The organism is Pontiella desulfatans (genome assembly GCF_900890425.1).
Taxonomy (GTDB): Bacteria; Verrucomicrobiota; Kiritimatiellia; order Kiritimatiellales; family Pontiellaceae; genus Pontiella; species Pontiella desulfatans.
Map to the genome: position 1 here is coordinate 635,340 of NZ_CAAHFG010000002.1, position 20,716 is coordinate 656,055.

Consider the following 20,716-nt stretch of genomic DNA (forward strand, 5'->3'; position numbering starts at 1 on the left):
TGCGGGCTTAGTGAGATGAAACGCTTTGTCCAATGGTTTAATGCTACGGCACAGGGGGCGCAGGATGAACTTTTTTTATGCAACCATTCCTGCGCTTGTATTTCAATGTGCGGGATAGTAAAACATTTACTATATGAAAAAACCTACTGTAGTTGAGATTGCTAAACAGGCCGGCGTGTCTCCGACGCTCGTCAGTTTTGTGGTGAATAATAATGAAAAGCATCTGGCGCGCATGAACGACGGAACGATTGAGCGCGTCAGGAAGGTAGCCGCCGAACTGGGCTATCACCGGAACGAACTTTTTGCGGCTGCGCGGCGGGGTCGGAGCCGGTTTGTTGCGCTGCTGGCCCGCAATGTGACCGTGGAATACTATGCCCGTGTGCTTGATCATATCATGGTCGCGACCGACCGGTTTGACTATGCGCAGAAACTGGTGACGCTGCGGGAAAGCGATCAGATTCCCCGTGCGGTTACCCGCATTCAGGAATATCGGATCTGCGGCGGGATTTTCCTCGGGGTGCGCAACGATATTCTGAAGCAGTTCTGGAAACAGTTCGGGGACGCCTCGTTCCCATCCCTGCTGGTGAACTGCGACCCGACCCAGGTTAAGCAGGGCGTTTTGGTTTCGGTCGACGACAAGGCGGCCATGCGCCAGGCGATCGACTACCTGAAGGGGCTGGGGCATCGGCGTATCGCCTATGCCGGCCCAACGAAAAACGAATATTCACACATTGCCCGGCGGAAGGCATTTGATGCGGCCTGTGCCGATGGCGGTATTTCAGCCAGCAGTTCCATTGCCCTTCCATGGGACATGGATGATCCGCAAGAGGAGTTGGTGGCGGCGTTGAAGGCTAAACGGCGTCCAACCGCCATCGTGGCCTATTCTGATCCGGCAGCGTTGACCGTTCAGCGGGTGTCGACCGCGCTTGGGCTGCATATTCCCGCCGATCTATCCGTGGTCGGCTTCGACGATGTATCTTTTGCGGAGCGCCTGACCCCGGCTTTGACCACATTCCGTCAGGAGCTGGCGGTCATCCGGGATAAGTATGTTCCTGAATACCTCGAAAGTATTGAAAGCGACCAACCGCTGAACCGTCGTAAAAAACGTACGATTCCAACGCATTTGATCGAACGCGAATCCACGGGGCCGGTGCGGTAAACAAAACAGGACGATCTCCTTGAACTTATAACGCATAAAGCGCTTGCTTTGGTGTTGCTGGTAACATATGTTACTAAAAGCTGTGAGGCGATATGTTAAGGGTGTTGTTCTGGATTGATGACCCCCGTGCTGGAAGAAAACCGCGTAAGAAGATATGAGGAATAGAATGAGAAATTGCGTACTCTACATGGCTTGGGCCTTTCTGGTTGGAACGGCTTTGGGGACGGCACCGAATATAATCCTGATTATGGCGGATGATGTTTCGGCAAAGGATTTCAGTCTGTATGGAAGCAAGGAGATCCAGACGCCGAGCCTGGAGAAAATGGCGGCCGAGGGGGTGTATTTCCAGACGGCCTGGTCCACCCCAATCTGCAGCCCTTCGCGGGCGATGATCATGACGGGTAAATATGCCAACAAGACCAAGGCCTATCATAATAACATCAAGCTCAGCTGGAATCTCGCCCGGGATCACCTGACCATCGGCGAGATGATGAAGCAGGCCGGCTACAAAACCGCCTTTGCCGGCAAAGTGCAGATGGAGGGGAATTTTCGCGCGGATTACGGATTCGATGAGGCGTTCGAGTGGGCGGACTGGGATGGTTTTGACGGGCCGGTGGAGCGCTGGGACAAAGGAAAGCTTCCCAAGGGCGGGTGGTATGACCGTTCGGCGCGTTATTGGCACCCCTCCTTAACCATCAACGGGGCCGGGTTGAAAACCAAGACCAATGACTACGGGCCGGATGTTCTGGTGGGCCATATCAACCGGTTTATTGAGGCGAATAAATCAGAGCCGTTCTTTATCTATTATCCGATGCTGCTGCCCCATAAGAGTTGGGATTTCGAGCGCAATAAGGGGGGGTATCTTCCGACGCCTGCGCTCGATGGGAAAGGTCGGCGGATCGATGAAAAATCGGAGCCGACGCTGAAAGCCAATGTGGAGTATATGGATTATCTGGTCGGGGAGATTCGAAAACAGGTCGAACGTTCCGACATTGCGGACAACACAATCATCATCTACACCTCCGATAATGGAACCGCCGGATATGGCAAAGGGATTTTTACGAAAGAGCGTGGCACACGAGTTCCGTTTGTGGTCTGGGGCCCAGGTCATGTAAAACCGATCGGCGCATCGCCGGAGCTGATTGATTTCAGTGATGTGCTGCCGACGCTTGCGGAGTGGGCCGGATACACGATCGACCCGGAAGAGGGCGTTGACGGAGTCAGCTTTGCTCCGATTCTTCAAGGCGACACCAGTACGGCCCGTGAGTGGATCGGAGCCTATTTCGGGCCGTTCCGGCAAATGCGTACGAAAGAGTGGTTGCTGGACGGTCAGGACAGGTTATTCGATTGCAGGGCCGGGCGGGATGATGCTTCCCTGAAAAACGTTAGTGGCAGTAACGATCCCGATGTGATGGCCGCAAAGGAAAAACTGCAGGCATTGAGAGCGCTGCATCTTCCGCTGGATGACTTCCGTGAAAATGCGGAGATTATCGAGCTTTGGAAGGCATATCAGAAGAACGGCGGACCGTTCATAAAAAGCTTTGTGCCCTGATGTTCAGATAAAGCTTCATTAAGGAGTGAGAAAATTGAAAAGAAGATTTTTGCTGATTATTCTATTTATCTATCCGGCTATCCATAGTTTCGGGGCTTCCTATTATGTTTCAACCAGCGGAAGTGATGCAAACGACGGGACATCCGGCCGACCATTCCGGAGTATCGGTAAGGCTGCCGCGGTTTTGAAGCCGGGCGACATCTGCCATATCGATGACGGTCTTTATGCTGAAACGGTCCAGCCTGCGCGCTCAGGGCGGCCGGATGCACCCATCGTCTTCAAAAAAATGAATGGAAACGGTCGGGTGGTGATTACCGGTCTGGATTCTGTATCGGCGAATCGCTGGCAAAAAGGCCCCGCCGGCCTATATGCCGCGCGGTGTGAAATGAATCTTGGGCACGAGAATCAAGTGTTCCTGGGCGGAAGGATGCTGCTTGAGGCCCGTTGGCCCAATTCCGGCGACGTGCTGCTGGAGCCGGTGTTGGCTACAATGAAAAAGGGAACCACGAAAACCCTCATCGTAGATTCCAGTCTTCCCGGTTTTGACCTCGCCGGTGCGAAGGCCTGGATCCATGCCCCGAAATACTGGTCCGACTGGACGACTTCCATCACCGGAAACCCCGAGAAAGGGCGGCTGGAAATCGTTGATTCCGCACCCTTTCATGAGCCCAGTCGGCATGTTGCGGTCGAGGGCGCAACGTATTTTATCTTTGGCTTTCTGGATGCACTCGATTCGGACGGGGAGTGGTTTTATGATGAAAAGAAAAAAACACTTTATGTGTACAGAGAAAACGGGAAGCTGCCGAAGCAGAATTATTACATTAAAACCCGTATGACGGCTTTTGATCTGCGAGCCAGATCTCATGTAAAACTTGAGGGCATCGAGATTCTGGGGGCGACGATCGAAACAAGCGCCAAGTCCTCGCACCTTATTTTTGATAGCATGAGGATACAATATCCGTATTTTTCCTCCTTGGCGGCAGGCAGCGGTGCCCAGGCTGACAAGGGGGTTCGCCTGCTCGGAAGCAACTGCATCCTGAAAAACAGCGAGGTGGCCTACAGTTCGGGAACCGGAGTGGCCCTCTATGGTGAAAATAACCAGGTGCTCAACTGTTACATCCATGACCATGACTTTATCGGAACCTATGCCAGTTGTGTTCAGTTGGGCGGGAAGGGGAATGTCATCAGCCACTCTACCCTTACGCGCAGTGGTCGCAGCGTCATTGATTACGGCGCAATGTATCAGTCGCTCGTCCAGAACTGCGAGTTGAGTTATGCAGGAATGTTGACCGGCGATCTCGGACTGACCTACGGCAATGTGATTGAGGGCGGGAATTCCGAGATCCGATACAACGTGCTTCGGCACAACGTGGCTCATCACCACAGCACCGGCCTGTATTATGACCATGGAACCCAGAATATTATTTCGCACCACAATATCGTTTACGGTGTAGAACTGTCCGCGTTCCATCTAAACCACTATGCTTCCTTTCATCTCATATATAACAATACGTTCATTGCCGAGAAGTTCGGGTTCCGGAATATCTGGGGAAACAAATATGCCCCGGAGCTTAACGGGGTTCGGATCGTCAACAACGTGTTCAGCCAAACCGCCGAAACAGCGGCCCCCGACTATTTCTGGAGCAACAATATTACCGATTATGAGGGTTTCGATCCGAAGGAGCCCTTCAGGATCGACCCGGATCTGATGGAGCGGGGGCTTTATCTTGAGGGGATCTCGCGGGGCGGTCCGCAGAAACGACCGGGCATCGGCGCGATTGAATCGGAAAACGGGGTCTTCCGCGTCGGGCATGATTTCAGGAATCCGCCCGAGATGGACACAACCCGCAGTCGGCCCAGGCACCGGAACCTTATTATCAATTCCGCATTTGAGCACGAAGACCATTTGGATCCATGGACATCGGTTGGTGATGTTCGGAAAAACAAGCATAAGCCCAAGCTCCAGATCGACGAAGATATCGGCACCGGGCGGATGGGAGCCCATTCGGTTGAGCTGGCTGGAAATCGGAGCGAAATCCGGCAGGTCGTGACGGATCTTGAGCCGGACTGCACCTATCAATTCAGCGGTTTCCTCCGTGTGGATAAAGGGGAGCGGGCTGTTCTCGGGGTTCGTTTTCCGGACGGGCAGGAGTTTACCTCTCCCGATGTTACGTTTGGCGCACCCGCCTGGCGTCGTGTGAACCTTTCCTTTTCCTCTCAGGAAGGTGCCGGGGATGTCGTTGTATTTGTAAGGCGCCTAAGCCAGGGTTCCGGCAACGTCTATTTCGATGATGCCGGACTCGTGCTGACCGGCCGGTAATGGTGCTGAACGTGGGCGTTTTCATCAAGGCGGCCTGCTGAACATGGATGAATCCGCATGAAATAGATTGACAAAGCACGGGGGTAGTAACATTGTTTACCAATATTTGTCAGAGGAAGGCGTTGGAGCTGCGGGAAAGCCGTGGTGCCTTGGTTGGGCAGTAGTTGCCGAGTAATGTTAACGTTTTGTGCCAGCATGTGGCTGAGCGATCGTAAGGGAAGAAATTAAAAACAGGAATTCCGCTGATTTTATGAATGAGAAAAAACGACACCCGCTTTTCTGGATGCCGACGCTCTATTTTGCGATGGGCGTTCCGCTGAACATCGTCGTGGTCGTGGCGGCGATCATGTATAAGAACCTCGGTCTTTCCAATACGGAGATCGGGCTCTACACGGGGGCGATGTATCTGCCGTGGGTGCTGAAACCGCTGTGGTCTCCGTTTATCGACATGTATAGAACGAAGAAGTTTTTCGTACTGCTTACGGAAATCATCATGGCAGTCGGCCTGGGCTGCATGGCGCTGGCTCTTCCGCTCGAAGGCTGGCTACCGGCAACCATCGCCCTGTTCTGGGTGATCGGCTTTCTTTCGGCAACACAGGATATTGCCGCGGACGGGGTCTACATCAATTCCATGACGGCAAAGATGCAGGCCAAATATATCGGGGCGCAGGGCATCTGCTGGTATGGGGGAAAAATCCTGGCGACGGGGCTGCTGGTGTCGGTGACCGGCTATCTGCATTCCGAGGAAAAAGGGCTGGGCCTCAGTTGGGCGCATGCCTGGATGATTGTGATGGGGGTGCTGGGTGCAACGATGCTGATCCTCAGCATCTGGCACCGCTTTATGCTGCCGACCGGTGGCGAGGCCGTTCAGCTGGAGGATTCCAAAAGCGGTCTGAAGCATGTGGTTCATGAATTCGGCGATGTATTTTCCAGCTATTTCAAAAAGAAAAATATCTGGGTCATGCTGCTCTTCGTTCTGTTCTACCGCCTTGCGGAAGGACTGCTCGAAAAGATGGGGCCGCTTTTCCTGATCGATACCGTGGAGGCGGGTGGTCTCGGGCTGGACAATGTGGCGGTCGGGAACATTATGGGATCCTTCGGTTCGGTGGCCTTTATGCTCGGCGCGCTGCTGGGCGGGCTCATTGCATCCAGATTCGGGCTGAAGCGTTCGCTGATGTTTCTATGTGTCATGCTGAATGTGCCGGATCTGGCCTTTGTTTATCTCGGTTATGCGCTGCCCACCAGTGTACCGTGGATCACAACGGTCATTACGCTTGAAATGTTCGGCTACGGCATCGGCTCGGTTTCGCTGATGCTCTACATGATGCAGCAGATCGCACCTGGAAAATACAAAACTGCACACTACGCGATCTCTACGGGATTCATGATGCTGTGTATGATGCTGACCGGCATGATCAGCGGCAAGCTGCAGGAAGCGGTCGGGTACCAGTGGTTTTTTGTCATCGTCTGCATTGCCACCATTCCGTCGTTTATTATCACCTGGTTTGCACCGTTCCATGTGGATCACAGTAAAGAAGAAAGCGAACAGTAGAGAAATTATTATGTTCTATCGTCACCCTATTTTACTAACGGCGGGTTGCCTTGCGCTATTCGCCATCGGTCAGAACGCAGGGGCGCAGCTCCAGTTGCAGGTCGGCCGTTCAGCACCTTTCCAGACATTGGAACAGGCACGCGACGCCATACGGAAAATGAAAGCTGATGGAAAATATCCCGCCGAAGGTGTAGTGGTCGAAATCGGCGAAGGGGTCTATCCGGTTCGCGATACGTTCGAACTCGGCCCCTCGGATGCCGGGCTTCCTGGAGCCCCGGTGGTCTATCGTGCCCGGCCGGGGGCAAACGTCGTGCTTTCCGGTGGAACCTCTATCCCGTTTTCGAAATTTGAAAAGGTTTCCGATCCGGCAACGTTATCCCGACTCATTTCGGAAGCGCGCAATAAAGTGCTCGTCGCGGACCTTGCCGCATTGGGTATCCGTGATTACGGGGACATTAAGCAGCAGGGTTTTTCGACCCCGTTTCTGCCGGCCCACATGGAGGTGTACGGGAACGATCGGCTTTTTGAGCTGGCAAAATGGCCTAACGAAGGTTCATTGAAAATCGGCAAGGTGCTGGATTCCGGCGCGATTCCGATGAACGAACTGCATGGCGGAAAGTTTCAGGATCCTGCCCTGTTGAATCCTGACTATGTCCCGCGCGGCGGAACATTCGAGTTTGATTACGACCGCGCCGACCGCTGGAAGCTGGCCTCGGATATTTGGCTGAAAGGGGTGTTTTCACGCGGGTTCGCCCACGACAATCTGCAGGTAGAGAAGATTGATTTTGAAAAGCGTACTCTCACGACCGTTCAGCCCCACCTCTACGGCATCAGCGCCTGGGCGGATACGAACCCGATGACCAAAAGCCGTCACTATGTCGTCTACAATCTGTTGGAAGAGCTGGACCGCCCAGGCGAATGTTTTGTGGATAAGGAATCCGGCAAACTCTATCTCATGCCCCGCGAAGAAAAGCCGCTCGATAGGGTGGAGATCACCGTTTTCGAAAAGCCTTTCATCGCCATCGAAAACACAGCACATATCCGGATCGAGGGGGTCACACTCGAAAACGGGCGCGGCATGGGTATCTATATGGAGAATGCCGAGCAGGTGGTGCTGGACAACCTGACCGTTCGCGGATTCGGAATACTCGGCATTATGATGGGGCAGGGTGTGGAGGGCGGTCACGAAGGACCCGTTCATGAATTTACCGGTACCCCGGTGTCGCGCTATGTTGGCAACATCAAGGCGCACCACTATGAAAACTCCACCTGGGATCGTAGGGCCGGAAAAAACTGCACCATCCAAAATTGCAGAATCTATAACACCGGCCAGGGCGGGGTAATCATCGATGGTGGCTCCAAGGTCGATCTGTCAGCGGGTAACAACCGCATCGTTAATTGCGAGCTCTACCGCAACTCCAACCTGCGCGCCTCGTATAGTCCGGCGGTCAGCATATACGGCGTCGGCAACGCGGTGCGCAACTGCCGCATCCACCATCAGCCCCACAACGCGGTCACGCTCTTCGGTAACGACCACGCCGTTGAGTTCAACGAAATTGACCATATACTTCAGGAAGGGTATGAGGATATGGGCGCGTTCTACATCGGCCGCAATCCGTCCGATATGGGGAACCGGGTGGTCGGTAACTATTTTCATGATATCTGCGCTGATGAGCACCGGCGCATCACCGGCGTTTATCTCGACGACGGAACCGGCGGCACGCTGGTAGCTTCAAACATTTTCTACAAAGTCGGCAGTCCACGCTTCGGTGCAGCGTATGTGCACTTTGGCCATCGCAACACGATTCAGCAGAATGTGTTTATCGATTGCCCGGCCCCCGTAAAATTTATACTGAGTACTCCCCGCTGGGAAACCCGCCGGAAAAGCGCGCTTTGGGAAAAGCGTTTGTTTGAGGATATCGACATAAACGCTCCGCCATATTCCGAGCGCTACCCCCTGTTGGACGGGTTCCTGGATGTGGCGTCGCGCACCAATACCGTGAGCGGAAATATCTTCGTAAACTGTGAAGAGGGGTGTGGAACCTCCGGCGGGAAGGTTGGGCTGGATCAGGATGGCGACCTGCTGCTTGAGGGCAACCGGGCCGTAAAGCTGGAGCTTCCGTTAACGCCTTTCCGTTTGGAGATGCTGCGTAAAGCACCACTTAAAGGTGTGACGGAATGCGCCTCCATTCCGTTGGACAAGATAGGACTTCAATCAGGGAATTAACGCATGAAAAAACTCATCTGTATTTTAGGTTTTGCTTTGGCCGCAGGCTTCGCTGTTGCCAAGTCATCGCTTCCGAATATTCTTTTCATTCCGATTGATGACCTGAAGCCCGTGCTGGGTTGCTTTGGTGACGAGATCATTCAAACACCGAACATCGATCGTTTGGCCGAGCGGGGAACTGTATTTCTAAACACCGCCTGTCAGCAGGCGCTTTGCGGTCCGTCGAGGGCCAGCATCATGACGGGGCTTTATCCTGATCAGACGGGGGTCTGGGATCTGGAAACTAAAATGCGCGATGTGGACCCGGATGTATTGACCCTGCCGCAATATTTCCGTCAACAGGGCTACGCGACAACCGGATTGGGAAAAACCTTTGACCCTCGCTGCGTGGATAATCGCACGGATCTCGATGCGCCTTCATGGTCGATTCCGTACGGCAGTGTTTCGGCGGAGCGTTCGATGGATCACTATCAGGACTATGTGAATCCGATGACGATTGAGGCTGGTCAGAAAGCCGAAGCACAGCTTGCGGGAAAGGTGTTCAATCCCGGCTATTTGAAGAATCGGGCCATGGCCGAGATCGGCGGGCCACTGGCCCGGCCGGCAACGGAGTGCATGGATGTTCCGGATGACGCCTATCCGGATGGGGCGCTGGCGAATGCCGCCGTGCAAATGCTCGACCGGTTGGCTGCCGGGGATAAGCCCTTTTTCCTATCGGTTGGTTTTCACAAGCCGCACCTGCCTTTTGTCGCGCCGAAGAAGTATTGGGATCTCTACGACCGGGATGAGATCGATCTGGCGGCCTTCCGGAATCCTCCCAAGGGCGCACCAATGATTGCGATGAAGGGGACTGGAGGTAACGGTGAGTTGGGTCAATACAGTGATATTCCCCGTGAAGACGATCTTCCGGTCGAACTGCAAAAGCGGCTGATTCATGGCTACATGGCGACGGTGAGCTATATGGATGCCCAGCTCGGCAAGGTGCTGGATCATCTCGAAAAGGCCGGTCTGGCTGAAAACACGGTTATCTGCTTTTGGGGCGATCACGGGTTCCATCTCGGCGACCATAAGCTGTGGACCAAACATACCAACTTTGAGCAGGCCGTCCGGTCGCCGCTGATCATCGCAGGCCCGAAAGGATTGTCGGGGAACACCTCCCAATCACCCGCGGAGTTTGTCGATGTTTTCCCAACCCTGTGCGAACTGGCCGGTCTTGACATCCCGGAGCATCTTCCCGGCAAAAGCCTGGTTCCTATCATGAAGGATCCCACGGCCTTGGTTCGCCCGGATGCCATGGCCCAATATACCCGGGGATCCACTATGGGATATACCCTGCGGGACGAACGGCATCGATATGTTAAGTGGTTGAAGATGGACTACAGGAAGGGCGAACGAACCGGAGTGCTGGTGGCCAAAGAACTTTATGATTATAAAACCGATCCCCTTGAAACCAAAAACCTCGTCGATGATCCTGAATATCATGAGGTTGTTAAGGCGTTCGAAAAATCCTTTAAAATCCGCGGTGTGGCCCAGGAAAATAAGGTCAAATGAAGATGAATAGAGGTATGAAGATTATCTTGCTGGGGCTACTGCTCCAATTTATGGGGGCTGGAGCCATGGCGGCTCAGCCGAATATCCTGTTCATCCTGACGGATGATCAGGGCTGGGCTGATTTTTCGGAAACGGTGGATCCGAACTATCCGGAGGCGCACTGCGCTTATCTGGAAACCCCCAATATGAACCGGTTTGCTCACGAAGGCATACGTTTTACCGATGCGTATTCGCCGGCGCCCAACTGCACGCCGACGCGCCGCAGTATTCAGTATGGCATGACGCCTGCCCGTCAGCGCGGAACGGAATTTATCGGGGAGTTTGACGGAGTGGGGCATTTGTCTATCGCTCAATATATTAAGCAGGCTAACTCGGCTTATCGCTGTGCGTTATTTGGAAAATGGGGCGAGGTGATGGATGGTTCGTGGGCGCAACAGAACACGAAGATTAATCCAACGGCTTTGGGGTATGACGAAAGTGACGGGCCGACGACCGGGAACCATACCGGAACCTATTATCATCAAAGTAAAGGGAAAGAGCACTTTGCCCGCAACTTCCGGTGCGAGGCGGATGAAAATCCGAAACTGACATTTTCCGTTACCCGCCGCGCCATCGATTTTATGGCGCGGCAGGCGGATGAAGAAAACCCGTTCTACCTTCAGGTCAACTATTATGCCATTCATACCGCGCATCAGGCCCGGCAGGAAACCATGGACACGTATGCAAAGAAGGCTGATCCCGATAGGCAGCTTCTTCCCGGAGTCGGCCCCATGCTCGAAGACCTCGATACGGCCATCGGGCAATTGCTGCAGGCGCTTGATGATTTGGGGCTGGCCGACAATACCTATGTGATCCTGTCGTCCGACAACGGCGGGGAGCAGGCCTATGCTTCCCTTCCGCCCGGTAGCGAAAACCTTCCCGGACGAAATGCGCCGCTGCGCAGTACGAAGGCTTATCTCTACGAAGGCGGCATCCGCGTTCCGCTTATGGTGCGCGGCCCCGGTCTGCAAAAGAATGTGGTTTGCCGCGAACCGGTCGCCCTCTATGATCTGCTGCCCACCTTCCACGAGCTGGCCGGTGGTAAGGATGTGCTGTCTGCGGAAATCGATGGTGCAAGCCTCGGTCCTGTGCTGGCCGATCCTGAAAGCGGGCAGGTTAAACGGGCATCCAAAGCGCTCTTCTTCCACCGTCCCCGTTTCAAAAAGCAGTCCCACTCGGCGATCCGTATGGGCGACTACAAACTGGTCCTGAGCTGGACCGGTCCCTGGGAAGTGGGGAAGCAGGAACTGTTTAATTTGGCTGAAGATATTGGCGAAACAAAAAACCTCGCTCAAAAAATGCCGGAAAAAACCAAAGAAATGACGGATACCTTGATAAGCTATCTCAGAAGTATTGATGCAGAGGTGGCCGAGTAAAATGGTAATTATGAAAAATAGATTAATAAAGCGAAAGATCGGTCGATGGATTGTGGCTGTTTTTCTGTCCATCACATCATGTGTTTCAAGTTTTGCATCCTCTTCCGTCGATCCCTATGCGGGCGAAACGAAAGAGCAACGGGATGAGCGCATGGCGTGGTGGCGCGAGGCGCGCTTCGGCATGTTCATTCATTGGGGGGTCTATGCGGTTCCAGCCGGGACGTATAACGGGGAACAGATTAAGGGCATCGGCGAGTGGATCATGCTTCGCGGGAAGATTCCGGTTGCTGAATACAAAGCCTATGCCAAGGAGTTCAATCCCGTAAACTATGATCCCGTTGCCTGGGCGCAGTTAGCCAAGGCCGCCGGGATGCGCTACGTTGTGATCACCTCCAAGCATCACGATGGCTTTGCTCTGTTTCCTTCGGCGGTATCCGACTGGGATATCGCTGATGCCTCGCCCTATGGCAAGGATCTGATTGGGCCACTAGCGGACGCCGCCCGCGCCGAGGGCCTTAAGTTCGGTCTGTACTACTCTCAGGCGCAGGACTGGACCCATCCGGGCGGTTCCTTTTGGCCGAACAGGGAAAAGGAAGGAGAGGGGCATTGGGACGAAGGCCAGAAAGGCGACTTCGACTCCTACCTCGATGCGATCGCTGTCCCGCAGGTGGATGAAATACTTTCCCGCTATCAGCCGGACATTCTATGGTGGGACACGCCTGCATGGATGGACAACACACGTGCCGAACGCCTTCTGCCTTTGCTTGAAACCGTTCCGGATATCATCCACAACAACCGCCTCGGCGGTGATTACAAGGGCGATACCGAAACCCCGGAACAACACATCCCTGCCACCGGCTTTAAAGATCGCGACTGGGAAGTCTGCATGACCATGAATGACACCTGGGGCTATAAGAGCTATGACCAGAACTGGAAGTCGACCAAGGATTTAATTCAGAAGCTCTGCGATATCGTCAGCAAAGGCGGCAACTTCCTGCTCAATGTCGGCCCGACCGCTAAAGGTGAAATCCCACTGCCCAGCATTGAGCGGCTGCAGGCGGTGGGCCGGTGGATGGACGTCAACGGGGAATCAATCTATGGAACTACGGCCAGCCCTTTCTACCGGCTACACTGGGGGCGCTGTACCAAAAAACTGCATGGTGATGGTGCAACGCTTTATTTGCATGTATTCGATTGGCCTGAAGATGGGAGGCTTTTGGTTCCGGGGCTGAAGAACCTGCCCGTAAACGCCATTTTGCTTCACAGCGGAGAAGCGCTCAAAGCGGACAGTGCAACCGATGGTGAAAAAAGCGGCGTTGTTCTTACGCTTCCTAAAACTGCTCCTGATCCCTACTCATCGGTTATCAAACTTGAGGTTGAAGGTAAACTGGAAGTCGACTCACTGATTCCCTCACAGGATCAGGATGGTGCCGTTAAGTTGATGCCGGTGGATGCCGACCTCCATAACCGGCCTTATGGAGTGCATGTCAAACTTCAAACCGCAGGTGGATCGACTACCATAGGGAACTGGACAGATGCGCAGGCCTGGGTGGGATGGATGTTTGAGGTCAAACAACCCGGAACATTCCGGGTAGAGGCAGAACTTGCTTCCTCGCAGCCTTCCAGGTTGCAATGGGGGCTGGCCGGTGAGTCCATGAATAAGGTCTTTATCGAGCCAACGGAAGGTGCTTCCCATTTTGAAACACGTACGATAGGTGAAGTTACGGTTAATGAACCGGGCATCTATCAACTGGAATTTAAACCTGTTAACAAAAGCTGGAAGCCAATCAGCGTGCGTAATCTGGTTCTGCACCCAGCACATTAAATGGTGCCCGTGACGATCCAATTAAAGGAAAGCAATATTAGCCTGGAGGAAATCTATGAATAAACAATTAACGATGAAGAGAAGAAGTTTTCTTACGACAACATGTGCAACGGCTTCGGTGCTGGCGGTGTCCTCCGCGCGTGGTAAGAAGGCAAAGCCATTGATGAAGAACGGCAAGCCCATGAACATTGTGGTCATGATGGTCGACGAATGGCGGTACGACCAGTTCGGGTACCGCGGGGAGCGCATGATCAAGACGCCAAACATTGATAAGCTGGCCGAAAGCGGAAACAGTTTTGATAACACCTACTGTGTATCCCCGATCTGCACGCCCAGCCGGGGCAGCCTCTGGACGGGTCAATATACCATGAAGCACGGATGCAATTTCGTGACCATGGACAAGCACATGCCGCCGGACCAATGGTCCTACATCGACACCCTCAAAAAGAGCGGCTATGTCATCGGCCTCTCAGGAAAAAACCACATCTTCAACGATGAGTTTATGGATAAGTATTTCGACTTCCGGGAGGAATACACCCACTTCGGTAAGAACCACGGCACCATGACAAAAGCCGACCAGGCGGTTTACGACTACCGCCATGATGAGAAGCGGCCGGAGTTTAAATCGGATACGCCGGACCAAGGCTCCGTATTGTTTGAAGGCCTGATCGAGGGGCCCCTGCCTTTCAAGAAAGAAGAGTGCATGACGCATCGGATTGCCGAGGACGGTATTCGCTTCCTGCGGGACCATGCGGACGACGACAAGCCGTTCATGCTGCACTATTCATTCCCGGATCCCCATTGGCCCAATGTGGTGCCGGAGCCGTACTATTCGATGTATGACCCTTCAAAGATCGAATTCGAAGGAATGGATATCGATTGGGCAACGCATCCCGCCGCGCATTATATTCAGTCGACGGCTAATGGCTTCGGCGATTATACCATGGCCGAACGTCAGCGCATCGCCGCCACCATGTATGGGCAGATGACCTTTATCGATGACTCGGTCGGCCTGTTCATGGATGAATTGAAGCGATTGGGGCTGGATGAAAATACGATTGTGGTCTTCACGGCGGACCACGGAAACTTCGGGGGGCATTACGGCATGATCGGAAAGACCAAGGCCTTCTACGACTCGTTGGTTCGTATCCCGCTGATCGTCCAGTTCCCCGGCATCGAGAATGGGCGCGAATTTTCCGCAAACATAGAAAACGTAGACATCATGCCGACGGTAATGGAGTATCTGGGCGCTCCCGCTCAAAAGGGCATACACGGAAAATCCTTTCTGGAGATTCTCAGGCAGGGGCATGGAACGCACCGCAACGAAATCTTTGCGGAAATCGGACTCAACCAGGCGCCGCCACCCGTCATGCCGCTGAAGGAACTCGATGCGTATGCCAAAATGCGCAAGGCCAAAGACGGAAACAGCTGGTTCCTCGACTACACCGTCAAAGGCCGCTCCAGCATGCTGATCAAAGACGACTGGAAATATTGCCACTACGTCGGTGACCGGGAAGAGCTCTATAACCTCAAAGACGACCCGCTTGAACTGCGCAACCATGCTGCCCTGGGCGGACATGAAACCAAACTTGCCGAAATGCGCGCAGCTCTCCTCGACAAAATCCTTAAGGCTTCTATGGAGCCCGATGCATGGAGTGCTTGATGGCTCTCCATCAGGCTCTCCATCAAATCCGGGGATCGCGGATAATTGGGGGAGGACGGGGTGTACCACTGGATGTGTACCACCAAAATCACTCAATTAGTTCGTTTTTACTAAGAAAAAAGCCCGATCGGATGATCGGGCTTTAAATTGGTGGAGGATAACGGGAAAGCGATTTCCTCGGCCTTGTAACACGCCAAACAGCAGTGGGTTATAGTTGTTGTATCAGCCCGTTTTTTAGCTGTTTCTGACTAATGTGTACCACCCAATGTGTACCAGTTGGAAGCCTGAAAACACAATAATTCAACAGCATTGTGCTGATCTTGTGGAGAACCACCCCAAACCCCCACATATGACTGATTGATTGAGTTGGTTGCACCATATGTTGTAGTTTTTTAATTATTGTCTTCACATCACCCTTAGTCGTCTGTATTCATTAGGAAGATCAAGCGCAATGCTGTGATCTCAGAGCTGCTTCGGTGGCTCCTACCCCGCTTAACAACCGGGGCTAATAAAGGTGGTTCGTTAGATGCCGTGATCTGCGAGCCCGGGACATGTAACTCAATCTCTAATACGGCGAACTTCCACTCGGTTGTGGGAGTTCTACAGTCCATGTGGACGCGTGTCCGGTCGGTTTGCTACTAACTCGGCTTAATTTCATTCTTCCGGCGCTTCAACCTCATGCTCCTGATTTGGAGTAGGAAGGTATGGTGCGTTGTGAACCTAAATCACAAGAAAAAGTTGGGGGCGACAGAGTTGCCCGTCGTTGATATTCCCGGTCAGATGGACCTGTTTGGTCCGGGCGTAGAAAATAAAACTGAAAGTGCATCACCAGCCCGACTGATCAATGGTGCAGAGCTGCAGGGCGGTGTGTCGGCCGTAGTGCCAGCAGAGTCGTTGCTAAATCAAATACAGCATTCATCGGTATATGAGGTGTTCGGGGTTGAAGAGCCTTCGGATAAACTGTACTTCCGGTTCGACAGTATACCGGGGGCGCTGGCGGATAATGACTCTTGGCTGTCCATGTTAATTAACCCCAAAGTGGATAAATGTGGATTTGATAAGAAGCCGATCTGTGAAGATGGGATGCCTGCAAGGTGGTCTCAAGGTGAATATCGCAAAACTCTGCCCGAAGTCCGCGTGTGGGTAGAGCGAGGGCGAGTAGATGGTTTCGCTTATGCTATGGAGGCGCAGGATGGTCTGGTTTGCATTGACCTTGACGACTGTATAGTTGATGGCCAGTTGACGCCGTTTGCAGCCGAAGTAATCAGGTTGTGCAACCCAACCTACATTGAACTAAGTTTATCGCGCAGAGGACTACATATTTTCTGTAACGGTAAGTTGCCCTTCCTTGGAAGTCAGAAGGTAATTACGCTGAACGGTGTTGAAGGCGAAGTCGAGATGTATGCCGGAAAGCGCCTAATTACGATGACCGGGTTGACTGCTAAGGGCTGGGACAGTTTACAGCTCAACCAGGACGCCGTAGACGCGTTGGCTGCGTTGATGAAGCCGCCGCGCGATGCCGTTGAACACGCTGCGCCCGGAAAGAGCTACGATCCGCCGAAGGAGCTGAAGCGGTTGAAGTCAGCTTTGGAGCGCGTGTCACCCAAGTCGTATTGGGTTTGGATGCTTGTGGGGATGGCGCTCAGTCGCTACGCAGAAGAGCATGGTTGCTGGAATGAGGTGTGGGAGTTATTCGACTGGTGGAGTCAGCGCGAAGGCAACTACAACGCCAAGGAGAACCGCTGGCACTGGGATAACTTTGATACGGGCGCATCCGATGACCCGGTCACCATCGGCAGCATATATTACATGGCGAAGGAAAACGGCTGGGTTTTTGACAACCGGAAACTGTCGAGTACCGAAAACGGCAAGAAAGGCGGCAGGCCTGAGGCCGCGGCGCATGCCGATGCCGCCGAACGCTTCTTTAACGAAGAGGTTGTGGATCCGGAAAGTGGCCAGCCCACATTACGGTATCACCGTGAATGCTGGAGGGTGTACAGCAAGGTGGACGGCTGGAAGAGCATCGGTCGAGATGAGGTGGTCACAAGGCTCACAACCTTTATGCAGAATAACGAGGACCTCCGTCCGCTTTCGTCCAACCACTACAACAACTCGGTGATAACTAATCTTCAGTCCCACAATTATTGTGGCACCGAAACAGGTATGCCGTCGTGGACCGATACAAGTACGCGGCAGCTTAAACAGAAGATCGACACCTTCGTACGCAACCACAACAAAAACGCTCAGCCGTTCGAGTGGACGGCAACGGCGGACTCAATTTTAAACAAGCTCGGGCGCTTATGCGGCAATATTAATGGGACAGCACACTAGGTCGGGGCTTTCAGGGCACGATCTTGAAATAGCGCTCCGCTTTCGCCTTGGTGGCGTTTCCCCGGTAGTGGTCGTAGAGTGTAGAAACGCTTCCCCGGTGGGTCAGCAGGTTGGCGGTGCGATCGGCGGATCCGAAGAGCGCCACATGGTAGGTGCAGAACGAATGCCGCCCGGCATTATGCGGGAAGACCACCTTCGCCTTCTTGTAGATGTTCTCCCTCCATTTGATGGCGGTGGAACTCGGCCAATTCGGTAGCTCGGTCAGCTTGCGCCAAGGTTCAAGCCATGCCCACAGGTTGTCCTCGAAGTCTTGGACGAAAAAACGCCGTTTCGTTTTGTGCTGGGCTCCCCGGTGCCGGATCCCGCGTTGCTCGAAATCGATGTCGGCGCGCTCTAGCCGCCGGATGGCCGAAGAGCGCATCCCCGCAAAGAAAGAGAGCGCCAACACAGGGGCATAGTCCGGATGGATTTCCAGCGCCGCTTTGAAAAATGCCTTCACGTCAGGCACCGGCATGAACTCCGGTTCCGTCTCGGGAATATCGATACGATCCATGCCGGCTAGCGGTGACATGGCGCAATATTGTTGCTTCACGCACCAGTTGAAAAAGGTGCCCCAGTTCTTTTGGTGGCCATCCACCGTGGTCGGCTGGAACGGGAGCCCGAGCAGTAGATCGGAAATCATATCCTGCCCAACGCCCGAAACCGGGGTTTCGCGTCCAGCGCCGTCTACTAGTCGGTTCAGGTGCAGTTCGATATGGTTGTAGTGCTCCTGTGAGATGTGCGCCAGTTGCTGCTTCTTCAGGAATCCCCGCATGGCCTCGTTAAGCGAAACCGTTGAGTCCGGGCACCGATGCGCTACATAGAAGCGGCACGCCTCGCGTGGGTCGATGTCCGCCGGCAGGATGCTCCTTATATCCTTCAGCAGGGCCACATCCGCCGCCGTCACATCGGAAAGCACACCGTGCCCCTCGTCCCGTGTAAGCCGCTTGAGTTTGTTGAACTCGAAATCCCGTGCCCGCGCCGTTTTAAAAAACACGCGCCTAGGCCGTTTCCCAGTTTGCGGGATTGAGATACCCCACTTCGATGCGCGTCTGTCGTCGCGCTCGATTTTCCGCAATTCAGCTTGTTTTGGCATTGGCGGGCTCTCCTTCCTTTGGTGGCGTCTGGTGGTGATATAGCCCCTTTGGTGGTCGAAAAACAAGCACAATGCGACACAATGGCACACGATGGGCCACGACGCACCACAATGAGTGGGAATGCTGATCTCCCTGTAAACATTGGGAAATAGTTGTGTAGGCAATAAAAAAGGGGCTGATTCGAAAATCAGCCCCTTGAGGGTGGTGGAGGATAACGGGATCGAACCGATGACCTGTTGCATGCCATGCAACCGCTCTCCCAGCTGAGCTAATCCCCCGGAAAAGACGAGCTTTATACGCAGGGTGGCGGGGCGAGTCAACCCGCTTTGTTTAATTTTTTTTATTTAGGTGGATTATTCCGGTTTCAGGCGGTAGCGGTTGCCTTCGAATGAAATCTCGACGTAGGTGCCGGTGATGTTCTCGACGACCACGCCGGTGTCGAGCTCGGCCCCTTGCTGGGTGACCTTTCCGTTGATGAAGGCCATGTTCCCGGCGGCTCCAGAGCCAAAGCCGTCGATCTTGTAGAGCCGCTTGAATTTTTCGGGGGTGGCCAGCGGGGCTCCGGTGGCTTTGGATAGGCCGGCGGGGTCGCGCTCCCGTTCGTCAAGAAGCTTGGCGAGTTCCTCGAGCACGTGGTTTGGGCCGAGGTAGGTTTTGCCCTTGAAACTATCGGCAACGATTTCCCCTGCGCTATCGAGGAGCACCAGGCGGGGGATGCCTTGTCCACTATAGTGGTTATTGAGGATCTTGCGGGCTTCGGAGTGGTAGACCACGGCCGGCCACGGCATTTTTGCGCCGCGGACGTAGGCTTGCATCTCTTGGTCGGTGTGGTCGTTGCTGATGAGCAAGACCTGGAAGAGCTGGCCGCCGTTGTTTTGGTTGTAGAATTTGACGAGTTCCGGGGTGAAGGCGCGGCAGGGCGGGCACCAATGGGCGGAAAAATAGAGCAGCAGGTGGTTGGTGTTGAGGGCATAGCTGGCGTTGACCGCGTTGCCGTTATGGTCGATAACCGCGCCTTCGAGCGTTTTTTCGAGCGACCCCATCCGGTTGGAGGAGCCGCAGCCGCCCATAAGCAGCGCGGTGGTGCAAAAGATTGCAAAACTGGGTTTCATATAGGATTGTCCTCGCTGGTTTAGATGAATGCAAGTAGCAGGGCTTGTACCAGTCGGGGATCATTTTTCGTGCGCGGTTGCCGCCGGAACCGGTGTTTTGCTCCGGTCCGCGGGAATCCGGGCTTATTTCGCTGTTTTTTGGCTTTGTTTGGGGTTGACAGTGGCGGGGCGATTCCGTAGTTTCCGCCCCTTGATTTTTTGGGAAGAAAGCCCCGTTCGGGGTATTGAGGTTATTTATGGAAGCATATGCAGTAATTGAAACCGGCGGAAAACAGTACCGCGTTCAGCAGGGCGATGTTCTTGACATCGAACTGCTTGCAACCGACGAAGGCGCAAGTGTCGAGTTCGACGCTCTGGCCGTTTCCAACGGTTCCGAGCTCTCGATCGGCACCCCGGTTGTTGAGGGGGCCAAGGTTAAGGCTTCGGTTGTTGAAAACCTGCGCGGCAAAAAGATTTATTCTTTCAAGAAGAAACGCCGTAAGGGATATCGTCGTAAAATTGGTCATCGCCAGGAGCTGACCAAAATTAAAGTGGAAGAAATCAGCGCATAAATTTGCGGGAGGTTCGTCATGGCTCATAAAAAAGGACAAGGTTCATCCAGCAACGGTCGCGACAGTAATGCACAACGTCGTGGTGTAAAGCGCTTCGGTGGCCAGAAAGTAACTGCGGGCAGCATTTTGGTCCGTCAGGTTGGAACGAAATTCCACGCTGGCGACAATGTGGGCTGCGGACGCGATTACACGCTTTTCGCGCTGAAGGACGGTGTTGTTGAATTCAACAAGCGTCAGCGCAAGGTGCATATTCGCGAAGAAGCGGTTGCTTAGTTCCAAGCTACGCCAAGCTTGCGAAGGTGGGTTTTTAAAGCCCACCTTT

Annotated in this window: 13 protein-coding genes, 1 tRNA gene and 2 pseudogenes; 13 read left to right on the top strand and 3 right to left on the bottom strand. The window is 53.8% G+C overall.

From position 1 onward, the window contains the following. Nucleotides 1-133 precede the first annotated feature (133 nt). From E9954_RS18245 to E9954_RS33355, 11 genes and pseudogenes are all read left to right on the top strand, one after another. Nucleotides 134-1,159, top strand: a complete 1,026-nt coding sequence (locus E9954_RS18245) for a LacI family DNA-binding transcriptional regulator (RefSeq protein ID WP_136080726.1) — start codon at nucleotides 134-136, stop codon at nucleotides 1,157-1,159. A gap of 166 nt (nucleotides 1,160-1,325) precedes the next feature. Further along, nucleotides 1,326-2,711 carry a sulfatase-like hydrolase/transferase gene (locus E9954_RS18250; RefSeq protein ID WP_168442384.1) on the top strand — a complete coding sequence of 462 codons (1,386 nt, stop codon included), beginning with the start codon at nucleotides 1,326-1,328 and terminating at the stop codon, nucleotides 2,709-2,711. 34 nt (nucleotides 2,712-2,745) lie between these two features. Next, nucleotides 2,746-5,031 carry a right-handed parallel beta-helix repeat-containing protein gene (locus tag E9954_RS18255; RefSeq protein WP_136080728.1) on the top strand — a complete coding sequence of 762 codons (2,286 nt, stop codon included), beginning with the start codon at nucleotides 2,746-2,748 and terminating at the stop codon, nucleotides 5,029-5,031. 250 nt (nucleotides 5,032-5,281) lie between these two features. Continuing rightward, a complete protein-coding gene (locus E9954_RS18260; RefSeq protein ID WP_136080729.1) occupies nucleotides 5,282-6,583 on the top strand; it encodes an MFS transporter in 1,302 nt (433 codons plus the stop codon). A 157-nt stretch (nucleotides 6,584-6,740) separates the two neighbouring features. Beyond that, complete coding sequence (locus E9954_RS18265) at nucleotides 6,741-8,810, top strand: right-handed parallel beta-helix repeat-containing protein (RefSeq protein WP_168442385.1); 2,070 nt, start codon at nucleotides 6,741-6,743, stop codon at nucleotides 8,808-8,810. Nucleotides 8,811-8,813: 3 nt separating this feature from the next. Continuing rightward, nucleotides 8,814-10,361, top strand: coding sequence for a sulfatase (locus E9954_RS18270; protein ID WP_136080731.1), 1,548 nt, complete (start codon nucleotides 8,814-8,816; stop codon nucleotides 10,359-10,361). Then, nucleotides 10,358-11,776, top strand: a complete 1,419-nt coding sequence (locus tag E9954_RS18275) for a sulfatase (protein WP_136080732.1) — start codon at nucleotides 10,358-10,360, stop codon at nucleotides 11,774-11,776. The genes E9954_RS18270 and E9954_RS18275 overlap by 4 nt, the downstream gene beginning before the upstream one ends. A gap of 10 nt (nucleotides 11,777-11,786) precedes the next feature. Next, nucleotides 11,787-13,601, top strand: coding sequence for an alpha-L-fucosidase (locus E9954_RS18280; RefSeq protein ID WP_168442386.1), 1,815 nt, complete (start codon nucleotides 11,787-11,789; stop codon nucleotides 13,599-13,601). A gap of 55 nt (nucleotides 13,602-13,656) precedes the next feature. After that, nucleotides 13,657-15,264 carry a sulfatase family protein gene (locus tag E9954_RS18285; RefSeq protein ID WP_136080734.1) on the top strand — a complete coding sequence of 536 codons (1,608 nt, stop codon included), beginning with the start codon at nucleotides 13,657-13,659 and terminating at the stop codon, nucleotides 15,262-15,264. Nucleotides 15,265-16,764: 1,500 nt separating this feature from the next. Then, nucleotides 16,765-17,067: pseudogene (locus E9954_RS33515) on the top strand (PriCT-2 domain-containing protein); the annotation flags it as partial. A gap of 378 nt (nucleotides 17,068-17,445) precedes the next feature. Further along, nucleotides 17,446-17,595 (top strand): annotated as a pseudogene (locus E9954_RS33355) (IS630 family transposase); the annotation flags it as partial. 10 nt (nucleotides 17,596-17,605) lie between these two features. Here the strand turns inward: E9954_RS33355 and E9954_RS18295 are convergent. The 3 genes from E9954_RS18295 to E9954_RS18305 form a co-directional block, all read right to left on the bottom strand. Next, nucleotides 17,606-18,730: a site-specific integrase gene (locus E9954_RS18295; RefSeq protein ID WP_136080736.1), complete on the bottom strand. Its 1,125-nt coding sequence runs from the start codon at nucleotides 18,728-18,730 to the stop codon at nucleotides 17,606-17,608. A 203-nt stretch (nucleotides 18,731-18,933) separates the two neighbouring features. Further along, nucleotides 18,934-19,009 (bottom strand) — tRNA-Ala (locus E9954_RS18300). A gap of 75 nt (nucleotides 19,010-19,084) precedes the next feature. Next, the gene (locus E9954_RS18305; protein ID WP_136080737.1) at nucleotides 19,085-19,843 is read right to left on the bottom strand and encodes a thioredoxin-like domain-containing protein; all 759 of its coding nucleotides are present in this window, start codon (nucleotides 19,841-19,843) and stop codon (nucleotides 19,085-19,087) included. Nucleotides 19,844-20,079: 236 nt separating this feature from the next. Here E9954_RS18305 and rplU point away from each other — a divergent pair, with 236 nt between their 5' ends. Beyond that, a complete protein-coding gene (gene rplU, locus E9954_RS18310) occupies nucleotides 20,080-20,394 on the top strand; it encodes a 50S ribosomal protein L21 (protein WP_136080738.1) in 315 nt (104 codons plus the stop codon). 18 nt (nucleotides 20,395-20,412) lie between these two features. After that, nucleotides 20,413-20,667: a 50S ribosomal protein L27 gene (rpmA, locus tag E9954_RS18315; RefSeq protein ID WP_136080739.1), complete on the top strand. Its 255-nt coding sequence runs from the start codon at nucleotides 20,413-20,415 to the stop codon at nucleotides 20,665-20,667. The last annotated feature ends 49 nt before the right edge of the window (nucleotides 20,668-20,716 follow it).

Coding starts and splice junctions, on each gene's coding strand:
- E9954_RS18245 (WP_136080726.1), top strand. CDS start 134: ATGAAAAAACCTACTGTAGTTGAGATTGCTAAACAGGCCGGCGTGTCT.
- E9954_RS18250 (WP_168442384.1), top strand. CDS start 1,326: ATGAGAAATTGCGTACTCTACATGGCTTGGGCCTTTCTGGTTGGAACG.
- E9954_RS18260 (WP_136080729.1), top strand. CDS start 5,282: ATGAATGAGAAAAAACGACACCCGCTTTTCTGGATGCCGACGCTCTAT.
- E9954_RS18265 (WP_168442385.1), top strand. CDS start 6,741: ATGAAAGCTGATGGAAAATATCCCGCCGAAGGTGTAGTGGTCGAAATC.
- E9954_RS18270 (WP_136080731.1), top strand. CDS start 8,814: ATGAAAAAACTCATCTGTATTTTAGGTTTTGCTTTGGCCGCAGGCTTC.
- E9954_RS18275 (WP_136080732.1), top strand. CDS start 10,358: ATGAAGATGAATAGAGGTATGAAGATTATCTTGCTGGGGCTACTGCTC.
- E9954_RS18280 (WP_168442386.1), top strand. CDS start 11,787: ATGAAAAATAGATTAATAAAGCGAAAGATCGGTCGATGGATTGTGGCT.
- E9954_RS18285 (WP_136080734.1), top strand. CDS start 13,657: ATGAATAAACAATTAACGATGAAGAGAAGAAGTTTTCTTACGACAACA.
- E9954_RS18295 (WP_136080736.1), bottom strand. CDS start 18,730: ATGCCAAAACAAGCTGAATTGCGGAAAATCGAGCGCGACGACAGACGC.
- E9954_RS18305 (WP_136080737.1), bottom strand. CDS start 19,843: ATGAAACCCAGTTTTGCAATCTTTTGCACCACCGCGCTGCTTATGGGC.
- rplU (WP_136080738.1), top strand. CDS start 20,080: ATGGAAGCATATGCAGTAATTGAAACCGGCGGAAAACAGTACCGCGTT.
- rpmA (WP_136080739.1), top strand. CDS start 20,413: ATGGCTCATAAAAAAGGACAAGGTTCATCCAGCAACGGTCGCGACAGT.